Consider the following 26,212-nt stretch of genomic DNA (forward strand, 5'->3'; position numbering starts at 1 on the left):
CATTGGTCAAATAGAAAAGCAAACCCAAACACGCAGGCTAAAGCTTGTTTGGGTTTGCTACTAATAACGAAAAGTTTAGCTAGTCGTTGTCGTGATCTTTGAACAGATCAGGGATCACGCGAATGGTTTTGATCATGTTGTCACTGGTATCCACGATCTCGATCGGGTAACCCGCGATCCTTAAACTCATTTTCGCTTGAGGAATTTCTTCAAGTACCTCAAGAATAAGACCGTTTATGGTCTTAGGGCCATCGGTAGGGAACTGCCAAGACATTTCTTTATTGATATCGCGAATCGTGGCACTACCATCAACCAAATAGCTACCATCTGGCTGTTGATGTACTTCCTCGCTCGGTGCTGGCTCCATAGTGGTCGTAAAATCACCGACGATTTCTTCTAGGATGTCTTCTAAGGTAACAAGTCCTTGAATATCTCCGTATTCATCCACTACTAAACCAAGACGCTCTTTAGCATGCTGGAATTTAAGCAATTGCACATTCAGCGGTGTACCTTCGGGAATAAAATACATTTCGCGAACCGCGCGCAATAGCGTTGCTTTGGTAAATTGGTTTTTTGACAACAGTTTTAACGCGTCACGCATGTGAATATAACCAACTACGTCATCAATGTTATCGCGATACAATAACACACGAGTATGGGTAGATTGCGTTAATTGCTTTTGGATTTTCTTCCAGTCCTCATTGATATCAATACCGACTAATTCACTGCGCGGGATCATAATATCTTCAACCGTCACTTTTTCCAGATCAAGAATGCTCACTAGCATGTTTTGATCTTGCTCCGGAATTAACGCACTCGATTCATTTACAACGGTTCTGAGTTCTTCATTGCTCAAGCTGTGTTGTTCGCGATCTTCGTGACTAATGCGTAATAAGGCGAGAAATGAGTTAGTGATCCAGTTAATCACGATGACAAGCGGATAGAAAATTTTGAGTAATATCGTCAATAAAATGGAGCTTGGGAACGCAACTTTTTCGGGGTATAGTGCAGCCAGTGTTTTTGGGGTGACTTCAGCGAATATCAGGACAACTAAGGTTAGCGCAAATGTTGCGTAGACCACACCAACATCACCGAATAGACGAATGCCTATGATCGTGGCGATTGCCGACGCAGCGATATTCACTAAGTTGTTGCCAATCAATATCAAGCCAATTAATCGGTCGGGGCGTGCTAATAGTTTGCTTACGCGAATTGCGCCTTTATTTTTCTCGTTTTCTAAATGGCGTAAACGGTATCTATTGACACTCATCATACCGGTTTCTGAACCGGAAAAATAAGCAGAAATTAAAAGAAGTACACCAAGAATAATAAAAAGTGCACTGGTGGATATGTCGTCCAATTAAGTGTCCTATGTGTTAAGTCGTAATATCACGTAAAAGTAGTCTATTTATACCTGAAAAGTTAGGCGATGAGAAACTCTTTGACAAATCTACTACCAAAGTATGAAAGTGTTAGAATCACCGTAGCACTGGTGATCAACAACAACACTCTATGGCCACGCCAGCCGAGTTTGAAGTGTCCCCAAAGCGTCACACTGTATAAAACTAATGCGACAAGCGATAACACGGTTTTGTGAGCGTATTCTTTAGCAAAGAAACTATCGAGGAAAATAAAGCCTGTAATATCGCTGATCAATAGACACAAGGTACCCGTTGCTAAAATCATAAATAATTGATTTTCCACCTGCATTAATGGCGGTAAATGGTTGACCGCAGCAAGGTTTTTAGTTTTTAATTTTTGATTGATGTACGAGACTTGAAACGCATAAAGGTTAGCTATTACTAAAATACAGTAGGCAACGAGCGCTAAGGTGATATGGCTAACTAATGCCATTTTACTTGCACTCAAGGAAATGGCCTCGCTGACCGGTAATAACACTAAGCTCAACTGCCAAAGTCCAGCAAAAATATAGGATACAGGCAATAATAGGTTGAGTTTGTAACGCGTTGCACCGATGCTCACGACAGCACTTATTACTAAACTGACCAGCGCAATAACATTTGGCAGGTTAAAGTTTACTTCACTATTGATAAATAAGCGCTCAGATAATCCGATCGCGTGTAGGGCAATGGCAATACTCGCAAAGCTTAATACAAATCTAAGATTTGGCCCTTTCGGGTGGAATAGCCTTGCAATAACGGCTACGGCCGCTATCAAGTAACAAGAAAATGCGCTAATTGCAAAAATAGCTGAGCTATCCACGAAACACTCCAAAAATATAACCTGTAATTTTTTTTACCTGACTGATTCTAAACAAATATTGGGGTTGATGCACTGTTATTTATGCCTTCAAGAATAACTTACGCACAGGTTTGATTGCCAGTAACATCAAGATAATCGAACAGCTATAGGCAAGTATGGGGGAAACCACTTGATGGCTATGAGACATTTGTTCAGCAATATTGATGTCTTGCCAGGTTAGTAGTAAATCTAAACCTGTGCCAAATAAAATTGCAGAAACGGCAACACCTAGCAAATACTTTGTTAGCACGCCTGTTCCCATTTCTCGCTTGATGACGCCTAGCGTTGAAATGTTTGTTGCTGGGCCTGCCATCATAAAGACTAATGCGGTACCTGGTGAAATCCCCGCCATAATAAAGCCAGCTGCGATCGGTGTCGAGGCTGTCGCACAAATATACATAGGGATGGAAATCGCAATAATTAACAGCATTGCTGGTAAACCGCTGCCGTAACTTAATAAAAAGCTTTCTGGTACAAAAGTTTTGATCAGGGTCGCAAAACACAAACCAATCACTAACCAAACGATTAAATCGTCAATCAGCTTGGTCGCGGCATATTTCACACCGCTTAGTGTTTTTTGCCACGGTGTTGGCGGTGGTGGCGTGCTGGAACAACACGATTTTTTAAGTTCAGGCGCTGCTGTTTTATTGCCACAACAGGCGCTGGTCGTTACTTTTTCTGAATTTTTGTGATGATGAGTGCGATCGGTTAACACCAAAAAGCCGGTAATTATCGCCGATGAAATCGCGGCAATCGGGCGGTAAATCGCGAAAATAGGCCCTAACATCGCGTAAGAGACAGTAATTGAATCAACGCCTGTTTCAGGCGTTGCCACCAAAAATGATGACGTTGCACTGTTTGACGCACCACTTCGCTTTAACTCAGTCGCAACAGGGATTACACCGCAAGAACAAAGTGGCAGAGGCGCACCAATAAAGGCGGCTTTAACGATGGCCATCTTACCTTTACTGAGGTGTTTTTTGAGCAAATCAGCCGGTAACCAAGCGTGCATCAAACCAGCAATTAACAAGCCCAACAATAGCCACGGACTAGCATCGTTTGTCAAAGTGATTAAATTAGAGAGTAGTTGGTCGATCACGTGTAGCCATACCACTATAGATTGATAGAGACCCATTTATGATGCCAAACTTTTTAGTTAAGGTGAATCGTCAACGGCAAGCAATTACACGATAACTTGAAATAATACCAAATTCATTAAATATTTGGCCATTCAGCGAGAATTAAATGGCTTATAGGCGAGGCTTTGATTGCAGGTAATGGTTATTCCATTAGTAAAATCAGTAACGAAGCATATAAGTCATTTAAACTCGCCCTTGGGAGCTCGTCAGAAAAGTGATAACTTTACAAATTGCCTTGATATACGACTGCATGGATGCAGGAGGTAGAGCGACTTAGGAGACAAAGCCGAGAATAACTATACCTGCACCAATTTGCTTTGTTCTAACTTTCCTGACGTAGCTCTGAATGATTAACTATTTAGTGAAATTGGTATAAATCATTAAAGCCCCATTTTATCATGACGAGATTAATACTTTCGCTTATGCCTAGTGAGGGTATAATAACGTTAATTTTATCGATAATTACCAGTACATTGAGATATTCATGTTTGAGAATCTTTCCGATCGTTTAACCAAAACGTTAAAAAATATCAGTGGTCGTGGTCGACTCACCGAAGACAATATTAAAGATACCCTACGTGAAGTGCGTATGGCTTTACTTGAAGCCGACGTTGCTTTGCCGGTTGTTCGCGAATTTATTAAGAAGGTTAAAGAGCGAGCGATTGGCCAAGATGTCTCAAAAAGCTTAACGCCGGGCCAAGTATTCGTCAAAATTGTTCAAAGTGAACTCGAAGCGGCGATGGGTGAGCAAAATGAGTCACTCAATTTAAAAGCAACACCACCGGCGGTAATCTTAATGGCAGGTTTACAGGGGGCGGGTAAAACAACCTCTGTCGCAAAACTGGCTAAGTTCCTAAAAGAAAGAGAAAAGAAAAAAGTCTTAGTGATCAGTGCCGACGTATACCGCCCAGCCGCCATCAAACAGTTGGAAACATTGGCGGGTGAAGTTGGCGTTGAGTTTTTTCCAAGTACTATTGAACAAAAGCCCATTGATATTGCCAATAACGCTATTGCGCATGCTAAAAAGGGGTTCTTTGATGTACTGATTGTCGATACCGCTGGTCGTTTGCACGTCGACGAAGACATGATGGATGAAATAAAGCAATTACACGCGGCCATTACGCCAGTTGAAACCTTATTCACTGTCGATGCAATGACAGGTCAAGATGCGGCAAATACCGCCAAAGCATTCAACGATGCACTGCCATTAACGGGTGTTATTTTAACTAAAACCGATGGTGATGCTCGTGGTGGTGCTGCGTTATCGATTCGCCACATTACCGGAAAGCCCATTAAATTTATGGGTGTCGGTGAAAAAATCGAAGCGTTAGAGCCATTTCATCCAGATCGTATTGCCTCACGTATTTTGGGGATGGGCGATGTGTTATCGCTTATCGAAGAAGTTGAGCAGAAGGTTGATAAAGAAAAAGCACAAAAGCTGGCTAAGAAAGTTAAGTCGGGTAAAGGTTTTGATTTAGAAGATTTTCGCGAACAACTTGTCCAAATGAAAAGTATGGGTGGCATGATGGGCCTGATGGATAAACTGCCGGGTATGGGCAATTTATCCGATCAAGTCAAAGGTCAAATGGATGATAAGGTAACCATTCGTATGGAAGCTATTATTAATTCGATGACACCAGCTGAGCGCGCTCGTCCAGAAATAATCAAAGGCTCGCGCAAACGCCGCATTGCTGCTGGTTCAGGTACGCAAATCCAAGACGTAAATAAGCTGTTAAAGCAATTTACTCAAATGCAGAAAATGATGAAAAAAATGTCTGGTAAGGGCGGTCTACAGAAGATGATGCGCGGTATGAAAGGTATGATGCCACCAGGTATGGGTGGCGGTGGCGGCATGTTTGGCCGTTAACCTAATTAAGCAACTTTAATGAAAGCCAGTGTTTTACACTGGCTTTTTTGTGTCTGCATTTTAGCATTGTGCTAGAAGTAATAAAAAAGCCCCGTACCTATTAAGGTACAGGGCTAATCAAAAAACGTTTAGCTTTAACTATGCTAGCGCTTTAAGTTGCCAAAACGAGCTGTTCTTCGTGTGACAAGAGCTAACAACAAAAGTGTAAAGTAAGCTAAGCTACCGCCACCACTTGACGGTGGGGTTGGTGCTGGCGTTTCTGGCTTAGGTGTTTCTGGTACCGGTGCTGCGCTAACATCTACCGTAAAGCTAACACTTGTATCGTTTGTGCCGTCGCTTGCCGTTACCGTCACGTTATAGTTACCAACTTGCGTTAACGTGCCAGAAATCACTTCATCAGTCACTGATAGGCCTTCAATGCCCGACACTGTGTAGGTCAAGTTATCGTTTTCTGGATCGCTGAATACCCCTGAGATATCAACACTCAATTGAGCTGAGCCGCTACTAGAGAGTTGAACGTCAACATCAGCAATGCTACCGATGACTTCTGGTGCTAAGTTGATTGCTTCATTCTCGTAACTGGTAAGTTCAATAAGTGTGCTTCCTATGTCAGTTGTTGAGCCAGCTGCTGAGCCAATTTCTAACAAGCCATAGTATTTCTCATTAGCTTCAAGTGCGTTAACGTTCTCTGCCTGTGTCACATAGCCATTTATCGTTAAGGTAAGATCAAATACTTGATTTGTCTCAATGTTTTCTGGCGTTTCAATATCGAATGATGACACTGATAAGTTATTGATTTTGGTTACCTCCAAAGTCACATCATCAGGTTCGCCAGCTACCGAGCCCTCAAAGTTGTGCGCGGCTATCCAATATTGTCCTGAAACAGGGTTTTCAATCATACACTCTTCATTTGAGTCAACATTACCAGAGACACAGACCAAAAAGTAATTAAACTCGAGCTTGTTCGGTATGCCGTCTCTATTCTCATCGATACCAATAAATAGGTCCATATCAGGTGCTGTCGTATCAGTGAGTTTGACAATCAAACGTTTAGTCCCTTGTTCAACTTCGGTATCGATAACAAATAGGTTGTCAAGATTAGCTAAAGGATCGCTTTGTTCACTGTCATTAATTGCACCTCGAGCGCTACCTGTATAGTTATTCGCTTTGAATAAACCATAACCCGTGGTTTGAATTTCAGTGATCCCAGAGGTGAAGACATCCTCAATGACAACTTGATTGTTAACGTTATTTATTTCTTGAGTAACTTTATCCGCTATAAATCCAGCCTTGAAGTTAACTAGTGCTTGTAAATGACTATTGCTGATAGTGCTGTTGTCAGACGTTAAATTGATATAACCGTGTCCCCATGTGCCGATAGAGTTGGTACTTGTTGCTTCAGCAGTAATCGTCAGGGTTTGGCTTTCACCCGCTTTTAAGGTAAATGTTTGTGGTGATACCGATAAGCTAAAGCCGTCGTTTAATAGTTCAACACTTGACGTCCAAGTCGCATCTTTCGTTGCCGTTACTGTGCGCGTCCACGAACACGTTGCAACACATTGGTCGTTAACCATAGATGTACTGTTTAACTCACTTGGCTCTCCACCTCTAAAGGGATCTGCTGCCATATAGTCGTCTTTGGTTATATCGAGTAATAAGCCTGCTTTAATTGCTTGGTGAATACGAATACTGCCTGCACCTTGATCGAAGAAATCTGAACGCTCTCTTACACCATCGAAATCGTCATCTTTCTCTGTATATTGATGTGCCGTTGACATAATTGCCGATTGAACTTGTGCAGGCGTCCAATCTGGGTGAACTGAGTGGATTAGCGCTAAAGCACCGGCAACGTGAGGAGATGACATTGAAGTACCGCTTAGCGTTGCATACGGAACAGACTCTTTGTTTAGGGTAAATGGAAAGTCTTCAGCCATAGCAGCGTATATCTCAACACCTGGTCCAGCAATATCTGGAGAGAAGATGTTGGCGAACGGGGTATTAGGGCCACGTGAAGTAAAAGATCCTGCAACATCGCCTAGACTCGAATCTTTTACAATCGTTGAGGCTGGAATTGTTGCCATGTGGTCACTACCTGAAGATAACCAGTCGACGAGCGTTTCGCCGTCCTCAGCGTTGATATGGATAGCAGGTAATAAGTGTGTGTCTGCATTTAATGTGCTGGAGCCATCGGCAAGGTTAATCAAGATCAAACCACCAGCGCCACCGGCTTGAACATTTAAACCTTTGCGAACGCGAGCAATCGTGCCACGCTCACAAACGACAATTTCACCACTAAAGGTGTTTTCGGCAAACGGTGTCATACATTGGGCATCGCCATAGTCACTGGCAAGTACTACTTTTCCTGTATAGGCAGATGTTGCACCCTTGCCAGTAATGGGGGCCGGCGTTGTCTCTCCGCCACTAAAGCCATCCAATACTTTATCAGTAAAAGATTGATCATGAGTATAGGCTGCTACTGTAGTTACCCAAGGAGCATTACCTGGAGAGCCAATTGTTGATGCTTCAGGCCCAGAGTTGCCCGCTGAAATGGCAACGTGAATACCTGCAGCACGTGCGTTTAAGAAGGCTATCGCGTCAATAGACTCCCAAGGGTCAATGGGTGATCCGCCAACCGAGTAATTAATAACATTAACACCGTTTTCAATCGCGTGTTCTATGGCTTTTACGGTTAATTCAGGAAAACATCCATCATCATTACATACTTGGTAACTGACGATATTTGCATGAGGAGCAACACCACTGATTGACTCAAGAACGAAATCGGTTTTGCCAGCGATTTCCCCTTCATCATCTTCAACTGACATATAATAGCTGACATCATTTAAAATGTTACCTGCGGCGGTGGAAGCAACATGCGTACCGTGACCATTAAAATCGTAGCCCACTTTCAATTTATCTTCGATATCGTCTATTCTGTTGTTGACTATATTAGGGTAGCTATCCAATATTTCAGGGTAACTGACAATACCAATAAGCTTGTCGTTACAATATTTTGCATAGGTTTGACAATCGCCTAAATAAACACCATCACCCAGGGGGTTAGTGTGGTTGTAGCCATCGCCGCCAACATCAGCAAAAGAAGGGTGAGCTGCATTAATACCGGTATCGATAATACCCACGATAACACCTTCGCCTTTAGTACCTAAATACTCACCAACACCCGTCCAAACACTTTTAGCGCCAATAAATTCTGGCCCAGAAGCTGTGTGTAAGTTATGCATGCCGACTTTGCGCACAGCGCGAACTTCTTGTTGCTTCATCAGTAGCGCTGCTTCTGATTCTGTTAATTCAACAGCAACAGCGTTTAGTACCGTTTGATAGTCGTGTATCGGCGCGAATTTTCGCCCGAGCACTTGCTGGGCTTTAACGGCAAACGCTTGTTGTTTACTTTTTAAATAAGATTTATAGCGAATACTCGAAGACGATTTTACGTTAAGAATGCCTTTATCGGTCGCATTGGTTTTATTAACCGCTAAACTCGTTGCTGGGTAACCAGCTATGTCGCCTTGGTATTCAGCAACTGCACTGTCGTTGAACTGAACAAAATAAAGCGAGTCTCGGCGCTCTTTATGGCTGCGAACTTGCTTAATTTTTTCTTGTGTAGGGTTTATTTGATGTGTTGCTTGGGCATCATCTGAAGCAGAGCTTGCATCGAGAGATAGCGCACCAGCAGCTATTGCTGCAATATAAGAAAATTTAAAATTCATTATAAAATCTCGCCTATTAATAAATCGAGCATTCACATGCTCTGCTTGACACATTTATTATTATTTTTGACGACGGAAGTCACTCAGCTTGCAAGGCGAGGTCATTATCTGCACTTGCAAATGCTACTGTAATCTTTACTTGCTAGCTATTAGCCAACGAAAAAACTCAGTAGACACCTTGTTAACATCACTGGTTTTGGTAACCGTTTTTACTCGTTACCACCTCAGCTACCGTGCCTGAAACAGTTATATCGTTACTGCTGACATTGTTTCGGCCAGGAGTACTTACAATGTAAGTTTACGGGTGTCAGTCACTCTTAACTAATGCCTAACTAAAGTCAATGACATGGCCTGAGTACGCGAAAAAAACAGTGTTTATTTTATCGATAAAAGGTGGTTTTTTTATCGCCAATAGCGTTTTGCGGTTTTTGCCCATTACACCGCTATATGTCAGATGAATTAAGGGGTGTAGAAAAGTGTAGGTTTGTTAGTTGTGAAAAATGTAAAGATTTCAGGAAAATCTTTACATATCATTAACTTGGGATTTTGTCAACATTGTTTTACGGCACTTGATTTAGCGAGGTAAGTAGTAGATTTTGATGGAAACTTATTGATTTAGCAGGCTAAAATTTATCGGTTTGACTGGTTTGAATATAGGCTTTCGCCGTGTTTTAGCTCTTTTGCTTGATATCTCTGGCTGTTTTCGACGTTAATTCGATAACAAATACGTTGTTTAGATAAACCAAACGACAATTGCATTATTCGATTATCGCCAAAACAGCCTTACCCTTGACGTATTAAAAGCCAATAGTAGCCGCAACAATCAAGCAATTTCCTACATCGATTCTTTCAGGTATTGAAATAATGCCTTGAATTGTTTGCCTGGCTTTTCCGCTTTGTGCTCTTTAGCGGCTTGTCGTACTAGTTGTCTAAGTTTTTGGCGTTCAAGGCTAGGGTGTTCGGCGAGTAGCGCTTCAATATCATCGTTGTTACCCATGATGAGTTGGTCGCGAGTTTGTTCTAGCTTTGAAAACTCGAGATTCTCTTGTTGGTGTTTATTAGCAAAAAAATCTAATTTAGCGTTAATCGCATCAAGATCGGCTTCTCGTAACAACTTACCAAGGTATTGCATATGACGTTTAAACGCTTCGTGCTTATTTTGAATTTTGTCGGCCAATAGAAATGCTTCTTGAACATCTTCGTCAACAGGTAATTCACTGCGCTGTTTTTTCGGTAAAGCTGTTAAGCGTCGGCCTAGATCTTGTAAGGCAAGCTTCTCTTTCTTTATTTCAGTTTTGCTTTTGTAGTCTTCGTCGAAGAACTCTTCATCGTGCTGTGTGGTCATATGCTTAAATCTAATGCCTAAGTTGAATGGGGCGATTATACAACAAAACACAAGCAACACCATCAGGCATAGCCCTTGCTGACTATTATTCTGAGCTCGATTGGTATTATAATGCGCTATCGATGGTTTAATTTGAGTTATTATGAGCGACAAGGTAGATATTGACCAACAAATAGATGAAGTAAAGCAGCGGGTAGCTAAAGTATTAGAGCTTGCAAAATCTTTAGGGACAGACGGTGCAGAAGTTGCATTGAGTCGCCAACAAGGATTGAGTGTTGGTACGCGTTTAGGTGAAGTTGAGAACGTTGAGTTTACGAACGACGGCGCGCTGGGGATTACCGTCTATAAAAATGGTTGCAAGGGCAGTGCATCAACCGCAGACTTATCCGATCAAGCCTTAAAGAAAACGGTTGAAGCGGCCGTTAATATTGCCAAATATACCTCTGAAGATAGCTGCTCAGGCTTAGCTGATGCCGATCGCTTAGCATATCAGCCTAAATCACTCGATTTATATCATCCTAAAGCATTAACAACAGATGATGCTATTGAGCTTGCCTTGGCCTGTGAAAACTACGCACTGGCTTATGACGATCGTTTAACCAATTCTGATGGCGCTACTTTTGCCAGTTTTGAAGGCTTTAAGGTTTACGGTAACAGCCATGGGCAACTCGTAGGATTTCCAAGTACACGCCATAGTTTGAGTTGTGTCATGATCGCAAGTGATGGCGAAGATATGCAACGCGATTACGCCTACACCGTTAATCGCAACTTTGATTTACTTGATAAGGCAAAATATGTTGGTGAAAAAGCGGCGACCGAAACTTTATCACGCCTGGGTAGTCAAAAACTGAGCACGTGTAAAACGCCAGTTATGTTTAGAGCGGATATTGCCAATACCATTTGGGGGCACTTTATTGCCGCGATCAGTGGCGGTAATTTATATCGTAAATCTTCTTTTTTACTCGATGCCCTCGGCCAACAAATCTTCCCTGAATTCTTAACCATTGAAGAGCGTCCTCACATTCACGGTGCGCTAGCTAGCAACGCATTTGATAGTGAAGGGGTCGCTACCCAAGATCGCGATATTATCAAAGCGGGCACTTTAGAGACTTTTTTATTAACGAGCTATTCTGCGCGTAAATTAGGTATGGAAACAACCGGTCATGCTGGTGGTATTCACAACTGGCTCGTATCAAGCCAAGGTGGCGATTTTGAAGCCATGTTAAACAAGCTTGGCACGGGGTTGTTAGTCACTGAATTGATGGGCCAAGGCGTAAACGTAGTCAATGGTGATTACTCTCGAGGAGCTGCAGGTTTTTGGGTAGAAAACGGTAAAATTGTCTACCCAGTTGCCGAGATTACGATAGCTGGTAACCTTCAGCAGATGTTCAAAGGGATAGTCGCCGTAGGCTCTGATATTGACCTCAAGGGAAGTATTAGAACTGGCTCTATCATCATCGATGAAATGCAAGTGGCAGGCAACTAATACAAGCTAGTTAATCGATACAAGAGCAATCATCGTGATGATTGCTCTTGTGCTGTTATGTTAACTTAATAACCAAGTTGCCGTACCTAAGAAGGCAAAAATACCAACGATATCTGTGATTGTAGTGACCAGTACCGTGCCGGCAAGCGCTGGGTCGACTTTTAGCTTATTCAATATAAACGGCACCATAACACCAGCGATATTGGCGGCTGTTAGATTGACCATCATGGCAAAAGCTATGATACCGCCTAAAGTGATATCTTGTTTCCATACCATAACAACACCCGCGATGGCTGCGGACCAAATTAAACCATTTAAAAAACCTACAGCAAGTTCCTTTTTTAATAGGGAACGCCAGTTACTGTCACCCACGTGACCTAAAGCAATACCGCGAACAACCAGGGTTAGCGTTTGATTACCAGCCACACCACCCATGCTTGGTACCAGCGTATTAAGGATAGCGAGAATAGCGAGTTCACTTAATATCCCTTCAAACCTTGCACTCACTGATACGGCCGTCAGAGCAGCAATCAGGTTGATGGCAAGCCACACTGAGCGTTGGCGAGTACTTCTTACCACGGGCGCAAAGGTATCGGCCTCATCGTCTAAACCGGCCATACTCATCATAGAGTGTTCGGCATCTTCACGAATAATGTCAATAACATCATCAATGGTAATACGGCCAAGTAACCTGCCATCTTCATCGATCACAGGTGCTGAAAACCAGTCATACTTTTCAAACAGCTGAGCGACTTCTCGTTCAGGCATATCGGCTTTAACCGCGGTAATGTCGTCATCGATAAGTGTCGAAATGATCATTTCCGGTCTAGCGGTTACTATCGTAGAAAGTGACACTGAGCCGATAAATTTATCATTGCGATCAACGACATAAAATGAGTCTGTTGACTCTGGTAAATCCCCTTTAAGACGAAGGTAGCGCAGCACGACGTCAACGGTTACATCAGGACGTACCGTAATCGTATCGGTATTCATAATACCGCCTGCGGTGTCTTCTTCATAAGATAGGGCTTGCTCAACTCGAGCTCTATCTTGTGAGTCCATCGAATTGATGACTTTCTGGTAAACACTGTCTGGTAAGGTACGCAATACTTCCGCGATATCATCGGTGTCCATGCCTTCGGCGACAGCAGCGACTTTCTCAGGGGCCATATTTTTCAATATGGTTTTACGAACTTCTTCGCTCAGCTCTTCTAGTACCTCACCATGGAGATCAGGATCGATTAATTGCCATAAAACCAAACGAGACTTTGACGTTGATGACTCCAATATCAAGGCAAGATCATAGGCAGACATGCTATGAAATAAGTTACGGACGTAGACAAACATACCGCTATCGATGGCGGCATTAACTTGTTGGAGAATTGATTGATTGTTTTCTTGTTCGAGAATTTCCGGCATTGTGACACCTTTTGCCGTATCGCCTAGGGCGATGAAATTGGTATTAGCTCGTCATTACTTTGTGACAAACGTATTTTATATTTTTGCTAAGTCTAGCTCATAACTATAGGTTATTCAGCATATTAATTGTAATTTTATGCAATTGGTATCACGGCGAACGCTAGCGGTTTCACTACTCATCTTCGTCAAATTTGTCTTCGATAAGTTGGCAGATCGCCTCTAACGCAGCTTGAGCTTGTGCTCCTTCGCTTTCTACGATCACCTCTTTACCTTGGGCACCGGCGAGTAACATTAAGCCCATAATTGAACTTGCATCAACGCGTTTATCGTCAATACAGACAAAAACGTTAGCATCAAATTGACTCGATAGTTTGGCTAACTTGGTCGCAGGACGCGCGTGGATCCCGAGTTTATTTACGATGGTTAGCTTTTTTGATGGCATTGAATAAACCTGAACGAATTAGGTACTTTTGATTAAAATATCACGATGACGAGAACGTATATCGTCTCTATCTTTACGTAAATTAGCGGCGAGTTGTTCTGCGATATAAACACTGCGATGCTTACCACCAGTACAGCCGATGGCAATCGTGACATAACTTCGATTATTGCGCTCTAAGTGTGGTAACCAAGTTTGAAAAAAACTATTAATTTGCCAGATAAACTTGGTGACAAGTGCTTCAGAGCCTAAGAAATCTATAACGGGTTGATCAAGGCCAGTTAAACCTTTGAGTGATTTATCCCAAAAAGGGTTAGGTAGGAATCGTGCGTCAAATACATAATCGGCATCTTGAGGAACGCCGTGTTTAAAACCAAAAGACTCAAAAACGATGACCATTTTTCCCGACTTTTTACCTAGGATCCGCTCTCTAACCAGATCTGATAACTGGTGCGGGGTTAATTGTGTGGTGTTGATATATAAATCAGCCCGCACAATCACTGGCTCAAGTAACTGCTTCTCAAGTTCAATCGCTTGATCAAGTGCCATGTTTTCTTTGATTAGGGGGTGAAGGCGTCGGGTTTCGCTAAATCGTCTGATCAGGTCTGAATCGTCGGCATCTAAATACAAGACGCTGAGTTCAACAGCATTGGGCAAATAGTCGAGTACCTCGATAATATCGTTAGGATCTTTAGGTAAGTTCCTCACATCGAGTGACACTGCGACATTTTCATAGTCGTTGATTACGGTATGGGTTAACGCGGGTAACAAGTTTAGCGGAATGTTGTCTACGCAATAGTAACCTAAATCTTCAAGTACTCTTAAAGCAACCGACTTCCCTGACCCTGATCGGCCACTAACAATGAGTAATTTCATATTTTCCTATGAGGCTTCTTGAATAATTTCAAATAACTGGTGGTTATCTTGACACTTTCTAATATTTTTAACGACCTTCTTGTCGCTAAATAGTTGGGCAATGTTTTGTAAGGTTGCAAGGTGCTCTTGGCAGCTAGCTTCAGGCACGAAAAGGGCAATAAAAATGTCAACGGGTTGATTATCTATCGCATCGAAAGCGATTGGCTGTTCAGTGGTTATTAACACTGCCACCGCATGCTTGCCGTTGATTAAGCGGCCGTGCGGAATGGCGATACCGTTGCCAATGCCTGTACTTCCCATTTGCTCGCGCTGGGTAAGACTTTGAAGTAAATCGTGTTGGCTTGTCTCAGGGAGTTTACGTGCAGCAGCATCGCAAATAGTATCAAAAAGGCGTTTTTTACTGCTTGCTGGCGCTGCACAAATTGTGCAGTCCAGCGTTAAAATGTCTTGCAACTTCATTTTAGTTAATGTTTTTTCAACTTTTCTTTGTGTTTAATGACTTGACGGTCAAGCTTATCGACGAGCGAGTCGATAGCAGCATACATATCTTTGTCGTCTGATGACGCATGGATCTCACCGCCATTTAAGTGCAGCGTCGCTTCCGCGATTTGCTGTAATTTCTCTACATTTAGAACAACGTGCACATTGTTGATGTGATCGAAATGTCGTTCTAGCTTTGCAAACTTTGAGTTGACGTATTCGCGCATTGAGTCGGTAACTTCTACATGATGACCAGAAAGATTAATTTGCATAAGCTTTTTCCTTTTTTCTAAGTTTACAATAAACTTTTTCTTTGATTTGACGGTGGAATAGATAAAGACTCTCGGTATTTAGCTATCGTCCGTCGTGCAACATTAATACCTTGCTCAGCTAACAAGTCGGCCATTTTGCTATCGCTTAATGGCTTAGATGGTAGCTCAGCAGATACTAATTTCTTAATTAATGCTCGGATTGCGGTCGATGAGCATTCGCCCCCATTTTCGGTGCTTACATGACTTGAGAAGAAATATTTCAACTCAAAAATACCTCTTGGTGTATGCATATATTTTTGTGTTGTCACACGAGATATTGTTGACTCGTGCATATCAACAGCTTCCGCAATATCGTTTAGCACCATAGGTTTCATAGCCTCTGGGCCGTACTCAAAAAACGCTTGTTGGCGCTGGACGATACAATTCGATACTTTTAATAAGGTATCGTTGCGACTTTCCAAGCTTTTAATAAACCATTTCGCTTCTTGCAAGTTTGAGCGAATAAATTGGCTATCTTCTGACGACTTCATTGACCGTGACATTGCAGCATATTGCTGGTTAATCGACAGTTTTGGCGCCGTGTCTGGATTGAGCTCTACGACCCAACGGCCGTTCTTTTTCTCTACTGATACGTCAGGAATAATGTACTGCTCTTCCGACTTTATCACGCTGTCGCCTGGGCGCGGATCAAGACTTTGGATTAACCTCATCACTTCGCGTAATTGATCTTCTTTCAATTTCGTTTTGCGCATTAATTGACGATAGTCTCTGTTACCTAACAAATCAATGTGGTCTGAGATAATTTGTTTGGTTTCTGCTAGCCAAGGTGTTTGTTTGTCAAATTGATTGAGTTGAATTAATAAACACTCGGCAATTGAGCGCGCACCAACGCCAACAGGATCAAACATATTGATGCGTTTGAGTACGGCTTCAACTTCGTCGAGCTCAACCTCGTCATCGCCTAAGCTTTCTAAAATATCTTCGGTAGATACAGTTAAATAGCCAGCATCGTCAATAGCATCGATAATAGCGGTGGCAATGGCTTTATCTGTTTCGGTAAACGGTGTTAACTCCATTTGCCAGCGTAGGTGATCTTGAATAGATTCAGTCGTTTCACCTTGATAGGTGTAGTCTTCTGACAGCGGGCCGGCGCTAGAGCCAGATAAACTCGCACTATAGTTATCGTCCCACGTAGTATCCATAGATAACTCTTCGGGAATATCGGTTTTTTCCAACCCATCACTGGCATTTACTTCATCGGAACTAGGCAGAGGATCTTCACTGCCTTCATTTGACGAGGCCGTTTGGTTTTCACCCATAAACGCTTCTTCAAGCTTGTCTGGTTGGCTTTCTTCATTGGTTTGGGTTGCGTTTTCGTCAACTTCCAATAATGGGTTGCTTTCCAGTGCTTCTTGAATTTCTTGTTGTAAATCCAATGTCGACAGTTGTAGCAACCTGATTGCTTGCTGCAACTGTGGGGTCATTGTTAGCTGTTGTCCGATACGGAGTTGTAATGATGGACGCATGTAGCTTTTATTATTCCTATCTATTTACAAACGCGAAGTGATTGTCACTTCTTTATCTTAACTATAGCGTGAATTGTTCACCTAGGTACACATCTCTGACTTGTTGATTAGCAAGAATTTGATCCGCGTCACCTTCGGCGATTAATTCACCATGGCTGACAATATAAGCTTTTTCACAGACATCAAGGGTTTCCCTAACGTTGTGGTCGGTAATTAAGATGCCAATACCGCGCTGTTTTAAGTGCAAAATGATCTTTTTAATATCGCCAACCGAAATTGGGTCAACGCCAGCAAAGGGTTCATCGAGTAAAATAAACTGAGGATCAGCAGCCAAAGCGCGAGCAATCTCGACACGTCGACGTTCACCACCAGATAAACTCATCCCTGTATTATCTTTTATATGGCCTATATTGAATTCTTCAAGTAATAATTCAAGTTTTTCAATACGTTCGACCTCTGACAAGTCTTTACGTGTTTGTAAAATAGCCATGATGTTGTCGTGCACGGACAACTTTCTAAAAATAGAGGCTTCTTGCGGCAAGTAGCCTAAACCTTTACGGGCGCGCTCGTGCATTGGTGCTAACGTTAAATCTTCACCATTTAACTCGATTGTGCCTTTGTCGTTAACGACTAAGCCGACAATCATATAAAATGACGTTGTTTTACCTGCACCATTTGGGCCGAGTAGGCCAACGATTTGCCCTGTTTCAACACTGAGCCCAACATTTTTAACGACTTGACGTCCCTTGTAGGATTTCGCCAAGCCCTGTGCCTTCAATAAACCTGCTGACATTAGTTATCTTTCACTTCGTCTTTTGTTTTTGGTTTTAATATCGTGGTGATACGCTCTTTGGGTTTACTTTTCGCTTCTAGTTGTTCGGTTAAGGTGTTGTAGATGATTTTGTCACCATTGACTTCGCTGCCTTCTTGGCTCAACTTGGCGTTACCTGAAATCGTTATCGTATTAATTGATGGCTCATATGTAATTTCATTGGCTTCGAGTTTTATTGGCGTACCATCTTCGAGCAGTTGTTCAAAAATTGCTGGTGAGCCTTTTGCGATATAAGTTTCACTGTCACTGGCTTCATCTTCAATGACTTGCACTAATTCAGCGTGAATTTTTAATGAGCCTTGCGTGATGATGACATCGTCGATATAACTGGCGATCCGGTTTTTCAAATCACCTGCGGTTCTATCTGCGCTAATTAAGATCTCTTCTTGTAAGTCAGATTTTTTGGCAAACGCTGATGGCGCAGTGCACAAAAGCATAGCGAGTAATGCTATTGGCGCAACAGTAAGAGATTTATGGTGTGATTTTTCGATAAATTGTTTGTACATGTTCAGTTAATGTCATCTGTGTTGTATTTAAATCTACAATTAAGCCTGAGCCATACATAATAAAATCTTTGCCCTCGATTACTATCGTATGATCAGAACTTAAAACATTGGTGTTTAAGTCAAGTTCTAAGTACTTTCCATGTATCTGTTGCACCAAACTATCTTTATCTGTCGCGACTAGCTCAACGCGATTTTCAAGTCTCACCCGATTTTTGTGATTCAATGTGCCATGTTTAGCACTCACTTTCCACGGTGAGCTTGTGTTTTTTGGGTATAAGGTATAATTCGGCTCAGTAAAATGCGTTGTATTCGTTGCGTTGTAGTGCTCCATTTTCTCGGCATTAATAATGTGTGACAGTTTGCCGTCGGCACTGTAAATGTTCGTACTTAACGATTCGGCAACATAATCAGGTAAAAGTTCAACGTTTTCATCTTCATTGCTTGGTACGATATCCTGTCGCCATTGAAAAACGCCGTAAACACTAACCGCAATGATAAAAATAATCAGCGCAAAGCCGGTGAGTTTGGTCATACACTCGCGCCTTTGGCTTGCGATAATGTATTTTGCTGCGCCATGATAAGGTCACATAGTTCACGCACTGCACCAAAACCACCAGGCGTAAAGGTAATAAAATCGGCTTTCACTTTTGCTTGTGGGTGCGCGTCATTGACGGCCACGCCGAGACCAACGTGCTCAATACAAGCGATATCAGCTACATCATCACCAATATAGGCAACTTGCTTTGGTTCAAGGGTAAGTAATTCAATAATGTCGTTGAGCGCAGGTAATTTGTCTTCTTGGCCTTGCACAATGTATTTTACATTGAGTGCTTTCATGCGATTGGCGACAATATTCGAGCGTCGGCCTGTAATAATAGCGACTTCAACACCTGATTCAATGAGTGCTTTAACGCCAAAACCGTCTTTAGTGTGGAATGCTTTAAGCTCTTCACCCTCGTTACCTAAATAGATTCGGCCGTCTGAAAACACACCATCAACATCACAAACCAATAGTTTAATTTGTTTAGCTTTATCCAGTACTTGTGGGTCGACATTGCCATATAAGGTATTTGCCATATTAAATTACTCCCGCGCTGAGTAAGTCGTGCATATTCATCGCCCCGACCACTTGATTATCTTGATTGACAATAATTAAACCATTAATTTTCTTATCTTGCATAATTTTTAATGCTTGAGCGGCGAGCATTTCACTATCGGCAACCACCGGGTTTTGGGTCATTACTGAAGTGATGGTGTCTTGGTGGATATCGATTTTTGAGTCGAGTACACGTCGTAAATCGCCGTCTGTAAACAGCCCTGTTAAGCTTTGGTTACTATCGACAACGGCGGTCATCCCTAAGCCTTTTAAACTCATTTCTACCAAGGCATCTTTGATTTTTGCTGATTCATCAACCACAGGTAAGCGCTCACCGGTATGCATAATGTCGGCAAGTCGGAGCAATAAGCGTTTGCCTAAGCTTCCTCCTGGGTGCGATAAAGCAAAGTCGTCAGCAGTAAAGCCGCGGGCATTGAGTAACGCGACTGCAAGGGCATCGCCCATGACGAGAGTCGCGGTGGTACTTGAGGTCGGGGCAAGACCCAACGGGCAAGCTTCTTGGGCGACTTTAATGCAAATATGGGTATCTGATAACTTGGCTAGCGTTGATAACTCGTTACTGCTCATCGCTATCAATTTTGCGCCGATGCGCTTGATCACTGGTGTAATTGACAAAACTTCTGCGGTTTCACCTGAATTCGAAATACATAAAACGACATCATCACTTGTGATCATACCTAGGTCGCCGTGGCTCGCTTCTCCGGGATGAACAAAGAATGCGGGTGTGCCAGTACTTGCTAATGTTGCCGCGATTTTGCCGCCGACATGACCTGATTTACCCATACCCACAACAATGACACGCCCCTTACAGTGATACATGAGTTGGCAGGCTTGCTCGAAATTATCGTCGATATATTGGTGCAAACCAGCGACAGCTCGTTGTTCGATTTCGATAACATTCTTTGCTAACTGTTTAAAATCTTTCATTTATTTAACCTAGTTTGACCATTACATGAATAATAATGCTTGATAGCCAAAAAAGCACGCTAACAAGGCGGCACCTTTCAATCGAGTGATCCTAAACGCCCCTTTGATTCGGCTAAAGCACAGCGCAAAAAGCAATAATGTGATGGCTAGCATGATGGGCGCATCGCGGGTGGCAGCTTGCGCATCAATATTACCCGGCGCAATCACACCAGCAAGTGATAACACTGCAAGGATATTAAAGATGTTGGAACCAATAATATTGCCAAGGGCCAAATCGTCTTCTTTTTTGATGATACTGGCAATGCTAGCGGCTAGCTCAGGCAGACTGGTACCAATGGCGATAATGGTTAAACCGATGACTAAATCACTCACGCCAAATGCTTTAGCAATATCTGTCGCTGATTCAACTAAGTAACCCGCACTCAACGGCAACAAGACTAAGCCAACGGCGAGCCAAAAAAACGACATGGGTTTGCTTACGGCTTCTGGGACTTCAGCTTCTGCTTCAGCAATATAAGGATCTTCTTCCCCTGTACCAGCCGCTTGCTGTTTGCGCCTTATGGTGATAAACAGCAAACCAAATATATAAACAAAGAATAAAATCAGTAATAGTAAGCCTTCCGTAAAACTGAAGTATTGATCCCATAATACGTAGCAAGCTAGCAGGGTAATTGCTAAGGTTAGCGGTAGCTCTTTTTTGATGGTGTTTGAAGAAACCTTAAGTGGTGCGAGTAACGCAGTAACTCCTAGGACTAGGGCGATATTAGTGATGTTTGAGCCTATTGCATTGCCTATGGCGGTGTTGGGAGCGCCTTGAAATGATGCGGTGGCGGCAACCATCATTTCAGGTGCAGATGATCCCATTGCGACAATCGTTAAGCCAATCACCATAGGTGAAATGCCATAATTTCGCGCGATTGATGAAGCACCAAAAACAAATTTGTCGGCACTCCATACTAAGAACACGAGCGAGACAACTAAGATTAAAAACTCTACAAACATGAAAATCCCCTTTTGATAGGCGAATTGTCGCTTCTTGCGGATTAAAACGGAAGTCTATTTCTAAAATTCTTTCGAAAAAGGCTGATGTTCGAACTTTTGTTGACGAAAAATTATCCTTTAACACCGTTTTTACCTGAAATATTAGGGCAAAAATTTTCTTTCAAATGATTTCTACATATTTAATTACGATTTTGTTATGCAGCAGGTGTCGCGCTAAGGTAGAATTCGCTTGCTATGAAAAAATCAAACATTGATGTTAAGAAAAATTTTATGACTGATATTTTAGTTGATATTAAAAATATGACGTTCAAAAGGGAAGAGCGCACTATTTACCAGAATATCAATATCTCGATACCCAAGGGCAAAGTGACGGCGATCATGGGGCCTAGTGGGATCGGCAAAACAACCTTATTACGACTTATCGGGGGGCAACTCAAGCCACAAGCTGGCGAGATCCTGTTCGATGGGCAAAATATCCCAGCGCTAAATCGCTCTAAACTTTACGATGTCCGCAAGCGCATGAGCATGTTGTTTCAAAGTGGCGCTCTGTTTTCAGAAATGAACGTGTTTGACAATATAGCGTTTCCAATTAGAGAGCATACCCAGCTCAGTGAAGACATTATTGAAAAAATGGTGTTGCTCAAGCTAGAGGCGGTAGGTTTGCGCGGTGCTAAGTTGTTAAAGCCAAGTGAGTTATCTGGTGGTATGGCAAGGCGAGCTGCGTTAGCAAGAGCGATTGCACTAGATCCTGAATTAATTATGTACGACGAGCCTTTTGCTGGTCAAGATCCCATTTCTATGGGCGTGATTGTTCGGTTGATCAAATCACTAAATGAAGCATTAGGTTTAACGTCAATCGTGGTGACTCACGATGTTGCGGAAGTGATGAGTATTGCCGACTATATTTATATCATTGCTGAGCAAAAAGTGATTGGCCACGGCACAGCACAAGAGATTGCTGAGCAGTCTTCGCCATTAGTGAAGCAATTTGTCCAAGGCCAAGCTGATGGTCCTGTACCATTCCATTTTCCGGCGCAACCATTAAGAGATGAGCTGATAAAGGAATTGCAATAATGGAGATGATTTTAAGATTAGGACAATCAACTATCTCACTGATTGCAGGGCTAGGGCGTGCTGTTATGATGCTGATGTCGGCGTTGTTACACGTACCTAATTTCAAACGCGGTTACCCGTTATTAGTCAAGCAATTGCACGCTGTCGGCAGTTTATCTTTGGTAATCATTGTTGTTTCAGGTGCCTTTATCGGTATGGTTTTGGCGTTACAGGGGTATACCATTTTGGTTGACTATGGCGCTGAAGCAAGCCTTGGGCCTATGGTCGCGCTGTCGTTATTACGCGAGTTGGGGCCAGTTGTAGCCGCTTTATTATTTGCTGGCCGCGCAGGCTCATCGTTAACTGCTGAGATTGGCCTGATGAAAGCCACAGAGCAATTATCGAGTATGGAAATGATGGCAGTTGACCCGCTGCGCCGTGTTATAGCACCGCGTTTTTGGGCGGGATTTATTGCTATGCCATTACTAGCGGCGATTTTTTCAATGGTCGGGATTATCGGTGCTCACCTCGTGGGGGTCGATTGGCTAGGCGTTGATGCAGGTACGTTTTGGTCAGTGATGCAATCACAGGTCGATTTTAGTAAAGACATCGTCAATGGCATGATCAAAAGTATCGTTTTTGCGTTTGTTGTTACTTGGATTGCCGTCTATAAAGGGTACGATTGTGAACCCACTTCTGAAGGGATTAGCCGAGCGACTACTGCAACAGTTGTTCAGTCATCGTTATTGGTTTTAGGTTTAGATTTTGTGTTAACCGCATTAATGTTTGCGCGTTAGAGAATTAGGTGAAGACATGGTGTCGAAAAAAGTAGAATTAACTGTTGGATTATTTGTTGCCTTAGGTTTGGCAGCTATTTTAGCGCTATCATTAAAAGTTGCCGATAGCGGTATTTCAGGTAATGGTGAGACGTATCAACTGTATGCCAAATTTGAAAATATTGGTGGATTGAAAGTGCGTTCACCGATAAAAGTAGGTGGCGTAGTGATCGGTCGAGTAAGTCATATACGTTTAGATGCACAAGACTTTACCCCAGTGGTAACGCTCGATATTTTTAAAGAATTTAACAATTTTTCTGAAGCAACGTCGGTCTCTATTTTAACGTCGGGTTTACTTGGTGAGCAATATTTAGGCTTACAGCCCGGTTTTATGGATGAGTCACTTGAAATTTTGAAGCCGGGTGACTACATCGAAGATACAAAGTCGGCGCTTGTTTTAGAAGAGTTGATTGGTCAGTTTTTATTTAGCCAAGGAAATGGTGATTAGAGAGTATTATGAATAAATTAATTGCATTATTTACCAGTGCACTATTGAGCTTGCAAGCTGTGGCAAGCGAAGTGAGTAAAGAAAACCCTTATAAAATGATTGAGGAAGTTGCTAATATCACTTTTACCCGTGTAGCAAATACACAAAGTGAAATTCGCGCTAACCCCAACTTGCTTAAGAACGTCGTCCGTGAAGAATTAATTCCTTACGTTGATTATCGCTACGCTGCCCTCAAAGTATTAGGCACTAACTTACGCACGATAGATAAAGATGACTTAAACGCCTTTATTCCGGTATTTAAAGAATACCTAGTTACTTCTTATGGACAGGTATTTACTATGTACAATAATCAGGAAGTGCGGTTTGAGCCAGCGAGACCTTTGGGCGATGAAAAAATTATCGCCATACAGACCTTAGTAATCGAGCCAGGAAGAGAGCCAATTAGTATTGCTTTTAAAGTGAGAAAAAACCGTAAAACGAATGAGTGGTTAGCCTTTGATATGATCGCCGAAGGTGTAAGTTTACTGGACTCAAAACAGGCGGAGCTGAGTTCACTAGTTCGTCAAAAAGGTTTGCCGTATGTTACGCAAATCTTGCAAGAGAAAAGTGAGCAAAATATTTCATTTGGCAAACAAGCTGAGTTAACGAATTAGCATGAATGTCTCTATTGAGCAAAACGATAATAATGTTGCTTTAATCGGTGAGCTTAATCGACATACGGTGCCTAGCCTGACAGTGAAAGATATATTGCCTTTCTATCAACAGTCGTCATGTCAACTCGATTTAGCAAAGGTTACTGAGGTTGACACCGCAGGTTTGGCTTGGCTGTTATTGGTGATTGAAAAAGCACATGCAAAAAATTGTCAAATAAATTTTACTAACTTGCCCCAAGATATGGTTAAATTAGCGCAATTAAGTGCGGTAGACACCCTGTTTACCGCCTAACTAACCTGAGGCTTCAGGTTAACTAATTTTCGCCCCGCAAATGAAGAGGAATTGTTGTGGACGCAGATCAAATTAAAGCGTTAATAAATAACGCCTTATCTCTAGATGAGTTACACGTCAGCTTTGATGGCTCGCAAGCTAAAGTAATTGCTGTCTCTGATATGTTTTCAGATATGTCTCGTGTGAAAAAGCAGCAAGCTGTGCTTGCGCCGCTTAGTGCAGCGATCAAAGATGGCTCGATTCACGCTGTCAGCGTAAAAACCTTTACGACTGAACAATGGCAACGTGATAAAATGTTTAATTTACCTATTTAACTCAAAAGAAGAATATCTTGGACGCTTTTAAAATTAACGGTGGTCAGCCGTTACGTGGTGAAGTCACGATTTCTGGCGCTAAAAACGCCGCCTTGCCTATTTTGATGGCTGCACTGTTAAGTGAAACGCCGGTGACGATTCACAACGTACCACGCCTTAACGATATTGAAACAACATTAAAAGTTATTAACTCGCTTGGTGCAAAAGCACAGTGGGTGAGTGATAACTCACTCACTATTGATGCAAGTGTTGTCGATAATTGTAAAGCGCCGTACGATCTAGTGAAAACTATGCGTGCATCGATTCTTGTTTTAGGTCCTTTATTAGCGCGCTTTGGTCACGCTGAAGTCTCACTACCGGGCGGCTGTGCGATTGGTGCTCGTCCCGTCAATTTGCATATTCACGGCTTAAAGCTGATGGGGGGGATATCGACGTTGAGCAAGGCTATATACTCGCTAAAAAAGACGGTCGTTTAGCTGGCGCAACGATTTTTATGGACACCGTCAGTGTAACGGGTACTGAAAACCTAATGATGGCCGCTGCGCTTGCAGAAGGCACAACGATAATTGAAAACGCTGCCCGTGAGCCAGAAATTGTCGATTTAGCGAACTTTTTAAATAGTATGGGCGCCCAAGTAAAAGGTGCAGGCACAGATACCCTGACCATTGAAGGCGTTGACGCCTTGAAAGGTCAAGAGTACACAGTAATGCCAGATCGCATTGAAACCGGTACATTTTTAGTAGCGGCTGCAGTTACCCAAGGCAAAGTTCGTTGTTTGAATACCGATGCTAAGTCGTTAGATGCCGTGATCAGTAAGCTTCAAGAAGCTGGTGCTGATATCACTGTTGGCGACAACTGGATCGAGCTTGAAATGAAGCAAAAGCCAAAGGCGGTTAATATCAAAACAGCACCACACCCAGCATTTCCTACCGATATGCAAGCTCAGTTCGTTGCCTTAAATGCAATTGCAGATGGCACAGCCACAACAACTGAAACGATATTTGAAAATCGCTTTATGCATGTCCCTGAATTACAGCGTATGGGGGCTGATATTTCATTAGAAGGTAATACGGCTATTTCTCGCGGTGTTGAATCGTTAAACGGTGCACAAGTAATGGCAACCGATTTACGCGCTTCTGCAAGTTTAGTGATCGCCGGTTTAGTCGCTACCACACAAACTCAAGTTGATCGTATTTATCACATTGACCGTGGTTATCAACACATTGAAGATAAACTTCAGGCACTAGGCGCCGATATCGTTCGTATATCAGCGAGCTAATTAGCGCATAATGATATGACGAAAATCCCTAAATCGAGAGGTTTAGGGATTTTTTGTTTTTATAGCGCCAGATAACCGAGTTACTCACTTTACATCAGGCAGTTAACACGTTAA

Annotated in this window: 25 protein-coding genes and 1 pseudogene; 9 read left to right on the forward strand and 17 right to left on the reverse strand. The window is 42.5% G+C overall.

All coding sequences use genetic code 11. The features are described from left to right. Positions 1-79 precede the first annotated feature (79 nt). The 3 genes from LP316_RS06220 to LP316_RS06230 all read right to left on the reverse strand — a co-directional run bounded on the left by LP316_RS06220 (position 80) and on the right by LP316_RS06230 (position 3,397). Positions 80-1,360 (reverse strand): HlyC/CorC family transporter, encoded by a 1,281-nt coding sequence (locus tag LP316_RS06220; protein WP_193023435.1) that lies wholly within the window; start codon positions 1,358-1,360, stop codon positions 80-82. A 62-nt stretch (positions 1,361-1,422) separates the two neighbouring features. After that, the gene (locus LP316_RS06225; RefSeq protein ID WP_193023439.1) at positions 1,423-2,223 is read right to left on the reverse strand and encodes an inner membrane protein YpjD; all 801 of its coding nucleotides are present in this window, start codon (positions 2,221-2,223) and stop codon (positions 1,423-1,425) included. A 79-nt stretch (positions 2,224-2,302) separates the two neighbouring features. Then, complete coding sequence (locus LP316_RS06230) at positions 2,303-3,397, reverse strand: SO_0444 family Cu/Zn efflux transporter (RefSeq protein ID WP_193023441.1); 1,095 nt, start codon at positions 3,395-3,397, stop codon at positions 2,303-2,305. A gap of 488 nt (positions 3,398-3,885) precedes the next feature. On the opposite strand from LP316_RS06230, the gene ffh reads away from it, so the two are divergent. After that, a complete protein-coding gene (ffh, locus tag LP316_RS06235; RefSeq protein ID WP_193023443.1) occupies positions 3,886-5,268 on the forward strand; it encodes a signal recognition particle protein in 1,383 nt (460 codons plus the stop codon). A 143-nt stretch (positions 5,269-5,411) separates the two neighbouring features. Here ffh and LP316_RS06240 read toward each other — a convergent pair whose 3' ends face one another. Beyond that, the gene (locus tag LP316_RS06240) at positions 5,412-8,996 is read right to left on the reverse strand and encodes a S8 family serine peptidase (protein ID WP_193023445.1); all 3,585 of its coding nucleotides are present in this window, start codon (positions 8,994-8,996) and stop codon (positions 5,412-5,414) included. Positions 8,997-9,831: 835 nt separating this feature from the next. Further along, the gene (gene yjgA, locus LP316_RS06245) at positions 9,832-10,341 is read right to left on the reverse strand and encodes a ribosome biogenesis factor YjgA (RefSeq protein WP_193023447.1); all 510 of its coding nucleotides are present in this window, start codon (positions 10,339-10,341) and stop codon (positions 9,832-9,834) included. 142 nt (positions 10,342-10,483) lie between these two features. On the opposite strand from yjgA, the gene pmbA reads away from it, so the two are divergent. Next, positions 10,484-11,827: a metalloprotease PmbA gene (gene pmbA / locus LP316_RS06250; protein WP_193023449.1), complete on the forward strand. Its 1,344-nt coding sequence runs from the start codon at positions 10,484-10,486 to the stop codon at positions 11,825-11,827. A gap of 60 nt (positions 11,828-11,887) precedes the next feature. Here pmbA and mgtE read toward each other — a convergent pair whose 3' ends face one another. The 12 genes from mgtE to LP316_RS06310 form a co-directional block, all read right to left on the reverse strand. Then, the gene (gene mgtE / locus LP316_RS06255; RefSeq protein ID WP_193023451.1) at positions 11,888-13,246 is read right to left on the reverse strand and encodes a magnesium transporter; all 1,359 of its coding nucleotides are present in this window, start codon (positions 13,244-13,246) and stop codon (positions 11,888-11,890) included. A gap of 172 nt (positions 13,247-13,418) precedes the next feature. After that, entirely contained in the window at positions 13,419-13,688 is a 270-nt protein-coding gene (locus tag LP316_RS06260) for an HPr family phosphocarrier protein (protein WP_193023453.1), read from the reverse strand. 18 nt (positions 13,689-13,706) lie between these two features. Continuing rightward, positions 13,707-14,561: an RNase adapter RapZ gene (rapZ, locus tag LP316_RS06265; RefSeq protein WP_193023455.1), complete on the reverse strand. Its 855-nt coding sequence runs from the start codon at positions 14,559-14,561 to the stop codon at positions 13,707-13,709. Positions 14,562-14,567: 6 nt separating this feature from the next. Then, positions 14,568-15,020: a PTS IIA-like nitrogen regulatory protein PtsN gene (gene ptsN / locus LP316_RS06270; RefSeq protein ID WP_193023457.1), complete on the reverse strand. Its 453-nt coding sequence runs from the start codon at positions 15,018-15,020 to the stop codon at positions 14,568-14,570. 5 nt (positions 15,021-15,025) lie between these two features. Beyond that, positions 15,026-15,313 carry a ribosome hibernation promoting factor gene (gene hpf, locus LP316_RS06275; RefSeq protein ID WP_193023459.1) on the reverse strand — a complete coding sequence of 96 codons (288 nt, stop codon included), beginning with the start codon at positions 15,311-15,313 and terminating at the stop codon, positions 15,026-15,028. A gap of 23 nt (positions 15,314-15,336) precedes the next feature. Beyond that, positions 15,337-16,839 carry an RNA polymerase factor sigma-54 gene (locus tag LP316_RS06280; protein WP_193023461.1) on the reverse strand — a complete coding sequence of 501 codons (1,503 nt, stop codon included), beginning with the start codon at positions 16,837-16,839 and terminating at the stop codon, positions 15,337-15,339. Between the two features lie 61 nt (positions 16,840-16,900). Continuing rightward, the gene (gene lptB / locus LP316_RS06285; protein WP_193023463.1) at positions 16,901-17,632 is read right to left on the reverse strand and encodes an LPS export ABC transporter ATP-binding protein; all 732 of its coding nucleotides are present in this window, start codon (positions 17,630-17,632) and stop codon (positions 16,901-16,903) included. Continuing rightward, positions 17,632-18,177 carry a lipopolysaccharide transport periplasmic protein LptA gene (lptA, locus tag LP316_RS06290; RefSeq protein ID WP_193023465.1) on the reverse strand — a complete coding sequence of 182 codons (546 nt, stop codon included), beginning with the start codon at positions 18,175-18,177 and terminating at the stop codon, positions 17,632-17,634. The genes lptB and lptA overlap by 1 nt, the downstream gene beginning before the upstream one ends. Beyond that, complete coding sequence (lptC, locus tag LP316_RS06295; protein WP_193023467.1) at positions 18,143-18,709, reverse strand: LPS export ABC transporter periplasmic protein LptC; 567 nt, start codon at positions 18,707-18,709, stop codon at positions 18,143-18,145. The genes lptA and lptC overlap by 35 nt, the downstream gene beginning before the upstream one ends. Then, on the reverse strand, positions 18,706-19,254 hold the full coding sequence (gene kdsC, locus LP316_RS06300; protein ID WP_193023469.1) for a 3-deoxy-manno-octulosonate-8-phosphatase KdsC: 549 nt from the start codon (positions 19,252-19,254) through the stop codon (positions 18,706-18,708). The genes lptC and kdsC overlap by 4 nt, the downstream gene beginning before the upstream one ends. Before the next feature lies 1 nt (position 19,255). Then, positions 19,256-20,221 (reverse strand): KpsF/GutQ family sugar-phosphate isomerase, encoded by a 966-nt coding sequence (locus LP316_RS06305; RefSeq protein ID WP_193023471.1) that lies wholly within the window; start codon positions 20,219-20,221, stop codon positions 19,256-19,258. A 21-nt stretch (positions 20,222-20,242) separates the two neighbouring features. Then, positions 20,243-21,223, reverse strand: a complete 981-nt coding sequence (locus LP316_RS06310; RefSeq protein ID WP_193023478.1) for a calcium/sodium antiporter — start codon at positions 21,221-21,223, stop codon at positions 20,243-20,245. Between the two features lie 270 nt (positions 21,224-21,493). Between LP316_RS06310 and mlaF the strand changes: the two genes are divergently transcribed. From mlaF to murA, 7 genes and pseudogenes are all read left to right on the forward strand, one after another. Then, positions 21,494-22,297 carry a phospholipid ABC transporter ATP-binding protein MlaF gene (gene mlaF / locus LP316_RS06315; RefSeq protein ID WP_193023479.1) on the forward strand — a complete coding sequence of 268 codons (804 nt, stop codon included), beginning with the start codon at positions 21,494-21,496 and terminating at the stop codon, positions 22,295-22,297. Next, complete coding sequence (gene mlaE, locus LP316_RS06320) at positions 22,297-23,073, forward strand: lipid asymmetry maintenance ABC transporter permease subunit MlaE (protein WP_413470667.1); 777 nt, start codon at positions 22,297-22,299, stop codon at positions 23,071-23,073. Before mlaF ends, mlaE begins: the two co-directional genes overlap by 1 nt. A gap of 16 nt (positions 23,074-23,089) precedes the next feature. Beyond that, complete coding sequence (gene mlaD, locus LP316_RS06325) at positions 23,090-23,560, forward strand: outer membrane lipid asymmetry maintenance protein MlaD (protein WP_193023480.1); 471 nt, start codon at positions 23,090-23,092, stop codon at positions 23,558-23,560. A gap of 8 nt (positions 23,561-23,568) precedes the next feature. Continuing rightward, the gene (gene mlaC, locus LP316_RS06330; protein WP_193023481.1) at positions 23,569-24,213 is read left to right on the forward strand and encodes a phospholipid-binding protein MlaC; all 645 of its coding nucleotides are present in this window, start codon (positions 23,569-23,571) and stop codon (positions 24,211-24,213) included. A 1-nt stretch (position 24,214) separates the two neighbouring features. Next, positions 24,215-24,505, forward strand: a complete 291-nt coding sequence (locus LP316_RS06335) for a lipid asymmetry maintenance protein MlaB (protein ID WP_193023482.1) — start codon at positions 24,215-24,217, stop codon at positions 24,503-24,505. 56 nt (positions 24,506-24,561) lie between these two features. Further along, on the forward strand, positions 24,562-24,819 hold the full coding sequence (locus LP316_RS06340; protein WP_193023483.1) for a BolA family protein: 258 nt from the start codon (positions 24,562-24,564) through the stop codon (positions 24,817-24,819). Positions 24,820-24,836: 17 nt separating this feature from the next. Then, positions 24,837-26,098: pseudogene (murA, locus tag LP316_RS06345) on the forward strand (UDP-N-acetylglucosamine 1-carboxyvinyltransferase). Positions 26,099-26,212 lie beyond the last annotated feature (114 nt).

This window comes from Thalassotalea sp. LPB0316 (assembly GCF_014898095.1).
Classification (GTDB): domain Bacteria; phylum Pseudomonadota; class Gammaproteobacteria; order Enterobacterales; family Alteromonadaceae; genus Thalassotalea_G.

Bases quoted from the DNA above. Each gene is read 5' to 3' on its own strand.
- lptA (WP_193023465.1), bottom strand. From the start codon at position 18,177: ATGTACAAACAATTTATCGAAAAATCACACCATAAATCTCTTACTGTT.
- LP316_RS06335 (WP_193023482.1), top strand. From the start codon at position 24,215: ATGAATGTCTCTATTGAGCAAAACGATAATAATGTTGCTTTAATCGGT.
- rapZ (WP_193023455.1), bottom strand. From the start codon at position 14,561: ATGAAATTACTCATTGTTAGTGGCCGATCAGGGTCAGGGAAGTCGGTT.
- hpf (WP_193023459.1), bottom strand. From the start codon at position 15,313: ATGCAAATTAATCTTTCTGGTCATCATGTAGAAGTTACCGACTCAATG.
- LP316_RS06280 (WP_193023461.1), bottom strand. From the start codon at position 16,839: ATGCGTCCATCATTACAACTCCGTATCGGACAACAGCTAACAATGACC.
- ffh (WP_193023443.1), top strand. From the start codon at position 3,886: ATGTTTGAGAATCTTTCCGATCGTTTAACCAAAACGTTAAAAAATATC.
- mlaE (WP_413470667.1), top strand. From the start codon at position 22,297: ATGGAGATGATTTTAAGATTAGGACAATCAACTATCTCACTGATTGCA.
- lptC (WP_193023467.1), bottom strand. From the start codon at position 18,709: ATGACCAAACTCACCGGCTTTGCGCTGATTATTTTTATCATTGCGGTT.
- mgtE (WP_193023451.1), bottom strand. From the start codon at position 13,246: ATGCCGGAAATTCTCGAACAAGAAAACAATCAATCAATTCTCCAACAA.
- LP316_RS06240 (WP_193023445.1), bottom strand. From the start codon at position 8,996: ATGAATTTTAAATTTTCTTATATTGCAGCAATAGCTGCTGGTGCGCTA.
- mlaF (WP_193023479.1), top strand. From the start codon at position 21,494: ATGACTGATATTTTAGTTGATATTAAAAATATGACGTTCAAAAGGGAA.
- mlaD (WP_193023480.1), top strand. From the start codon at position 23,090: ATGGTGTCGAAAAAAGTAGAATTAACTGTTGGATTATTTGTTGCCTTA.
- pmbA (WP_193023449.1), top strand. From the start codon at position 10,484: ATGAGCGACAAGGTAGATATTGACCAACAAATAGATGAAGTAAAGCAG.
- ptsN (WP_193023457.1), bottom strand. From the start codon at position 15,020: ATGAAGTTGCAAGACATTTTAACGCTGGACTGCACAATTTGTGCAGCG.
- yjgA (WP_193023447.1), bottom strand. From the start codon at position 10,341: ATGACCACACAGCACGATGAAGAGTTCTTCGACGAAGACTACAAAAGC.
- lptB (WP_193023463.1), bottom strand. From the start codon at position 17,632: ATGTCAGCAGGTTTATTGAAGGCACAGGGCTTGGCGAAATCCTACAAG.
- LP316_RS06230 (WP_193023441.1), bottom strand. From the start codon at position 3,397: ATGGGTCTCTATCAATCTATAGTGGTATGGCTACACGTGATCGACCAA.
- LP316_RS06310 (WP_193023478.1), bottom strand. From the start codon at position 21,223: ATGTTTGTAGAGTTTTTAATCTTAGTTGTCTCGCTCGTGTTCTTAGTA.
- LP316_RS06260 (WP_193023453.1), bottom strand. From the start codon at position 13,688: ATGCCATCAAAAAAGCTAACCATCGTAAATAAACTCGGGATCCACGCG.
- LP316_RS06305 (WP_193023471.1), bottom strand. From the start codon at position 20,221: ATGAAAGATTTTAAACAGTTAGCAAAGAATGTTATCGAAATCGAACAA.
- kdsC (WP_193023469.1), bottom strand. From the start codon at position 19,254: ATGGCAAATACCTTATATGGCAATGTCGACCCACAAGTACTGGATAAA.
- mlaC (WP_193023481.1), top strand. From the start codon at position 23,569: ATGAATAAATTAATTGCATTATTTACCAGTGCACTATTGAGCTTGCAA.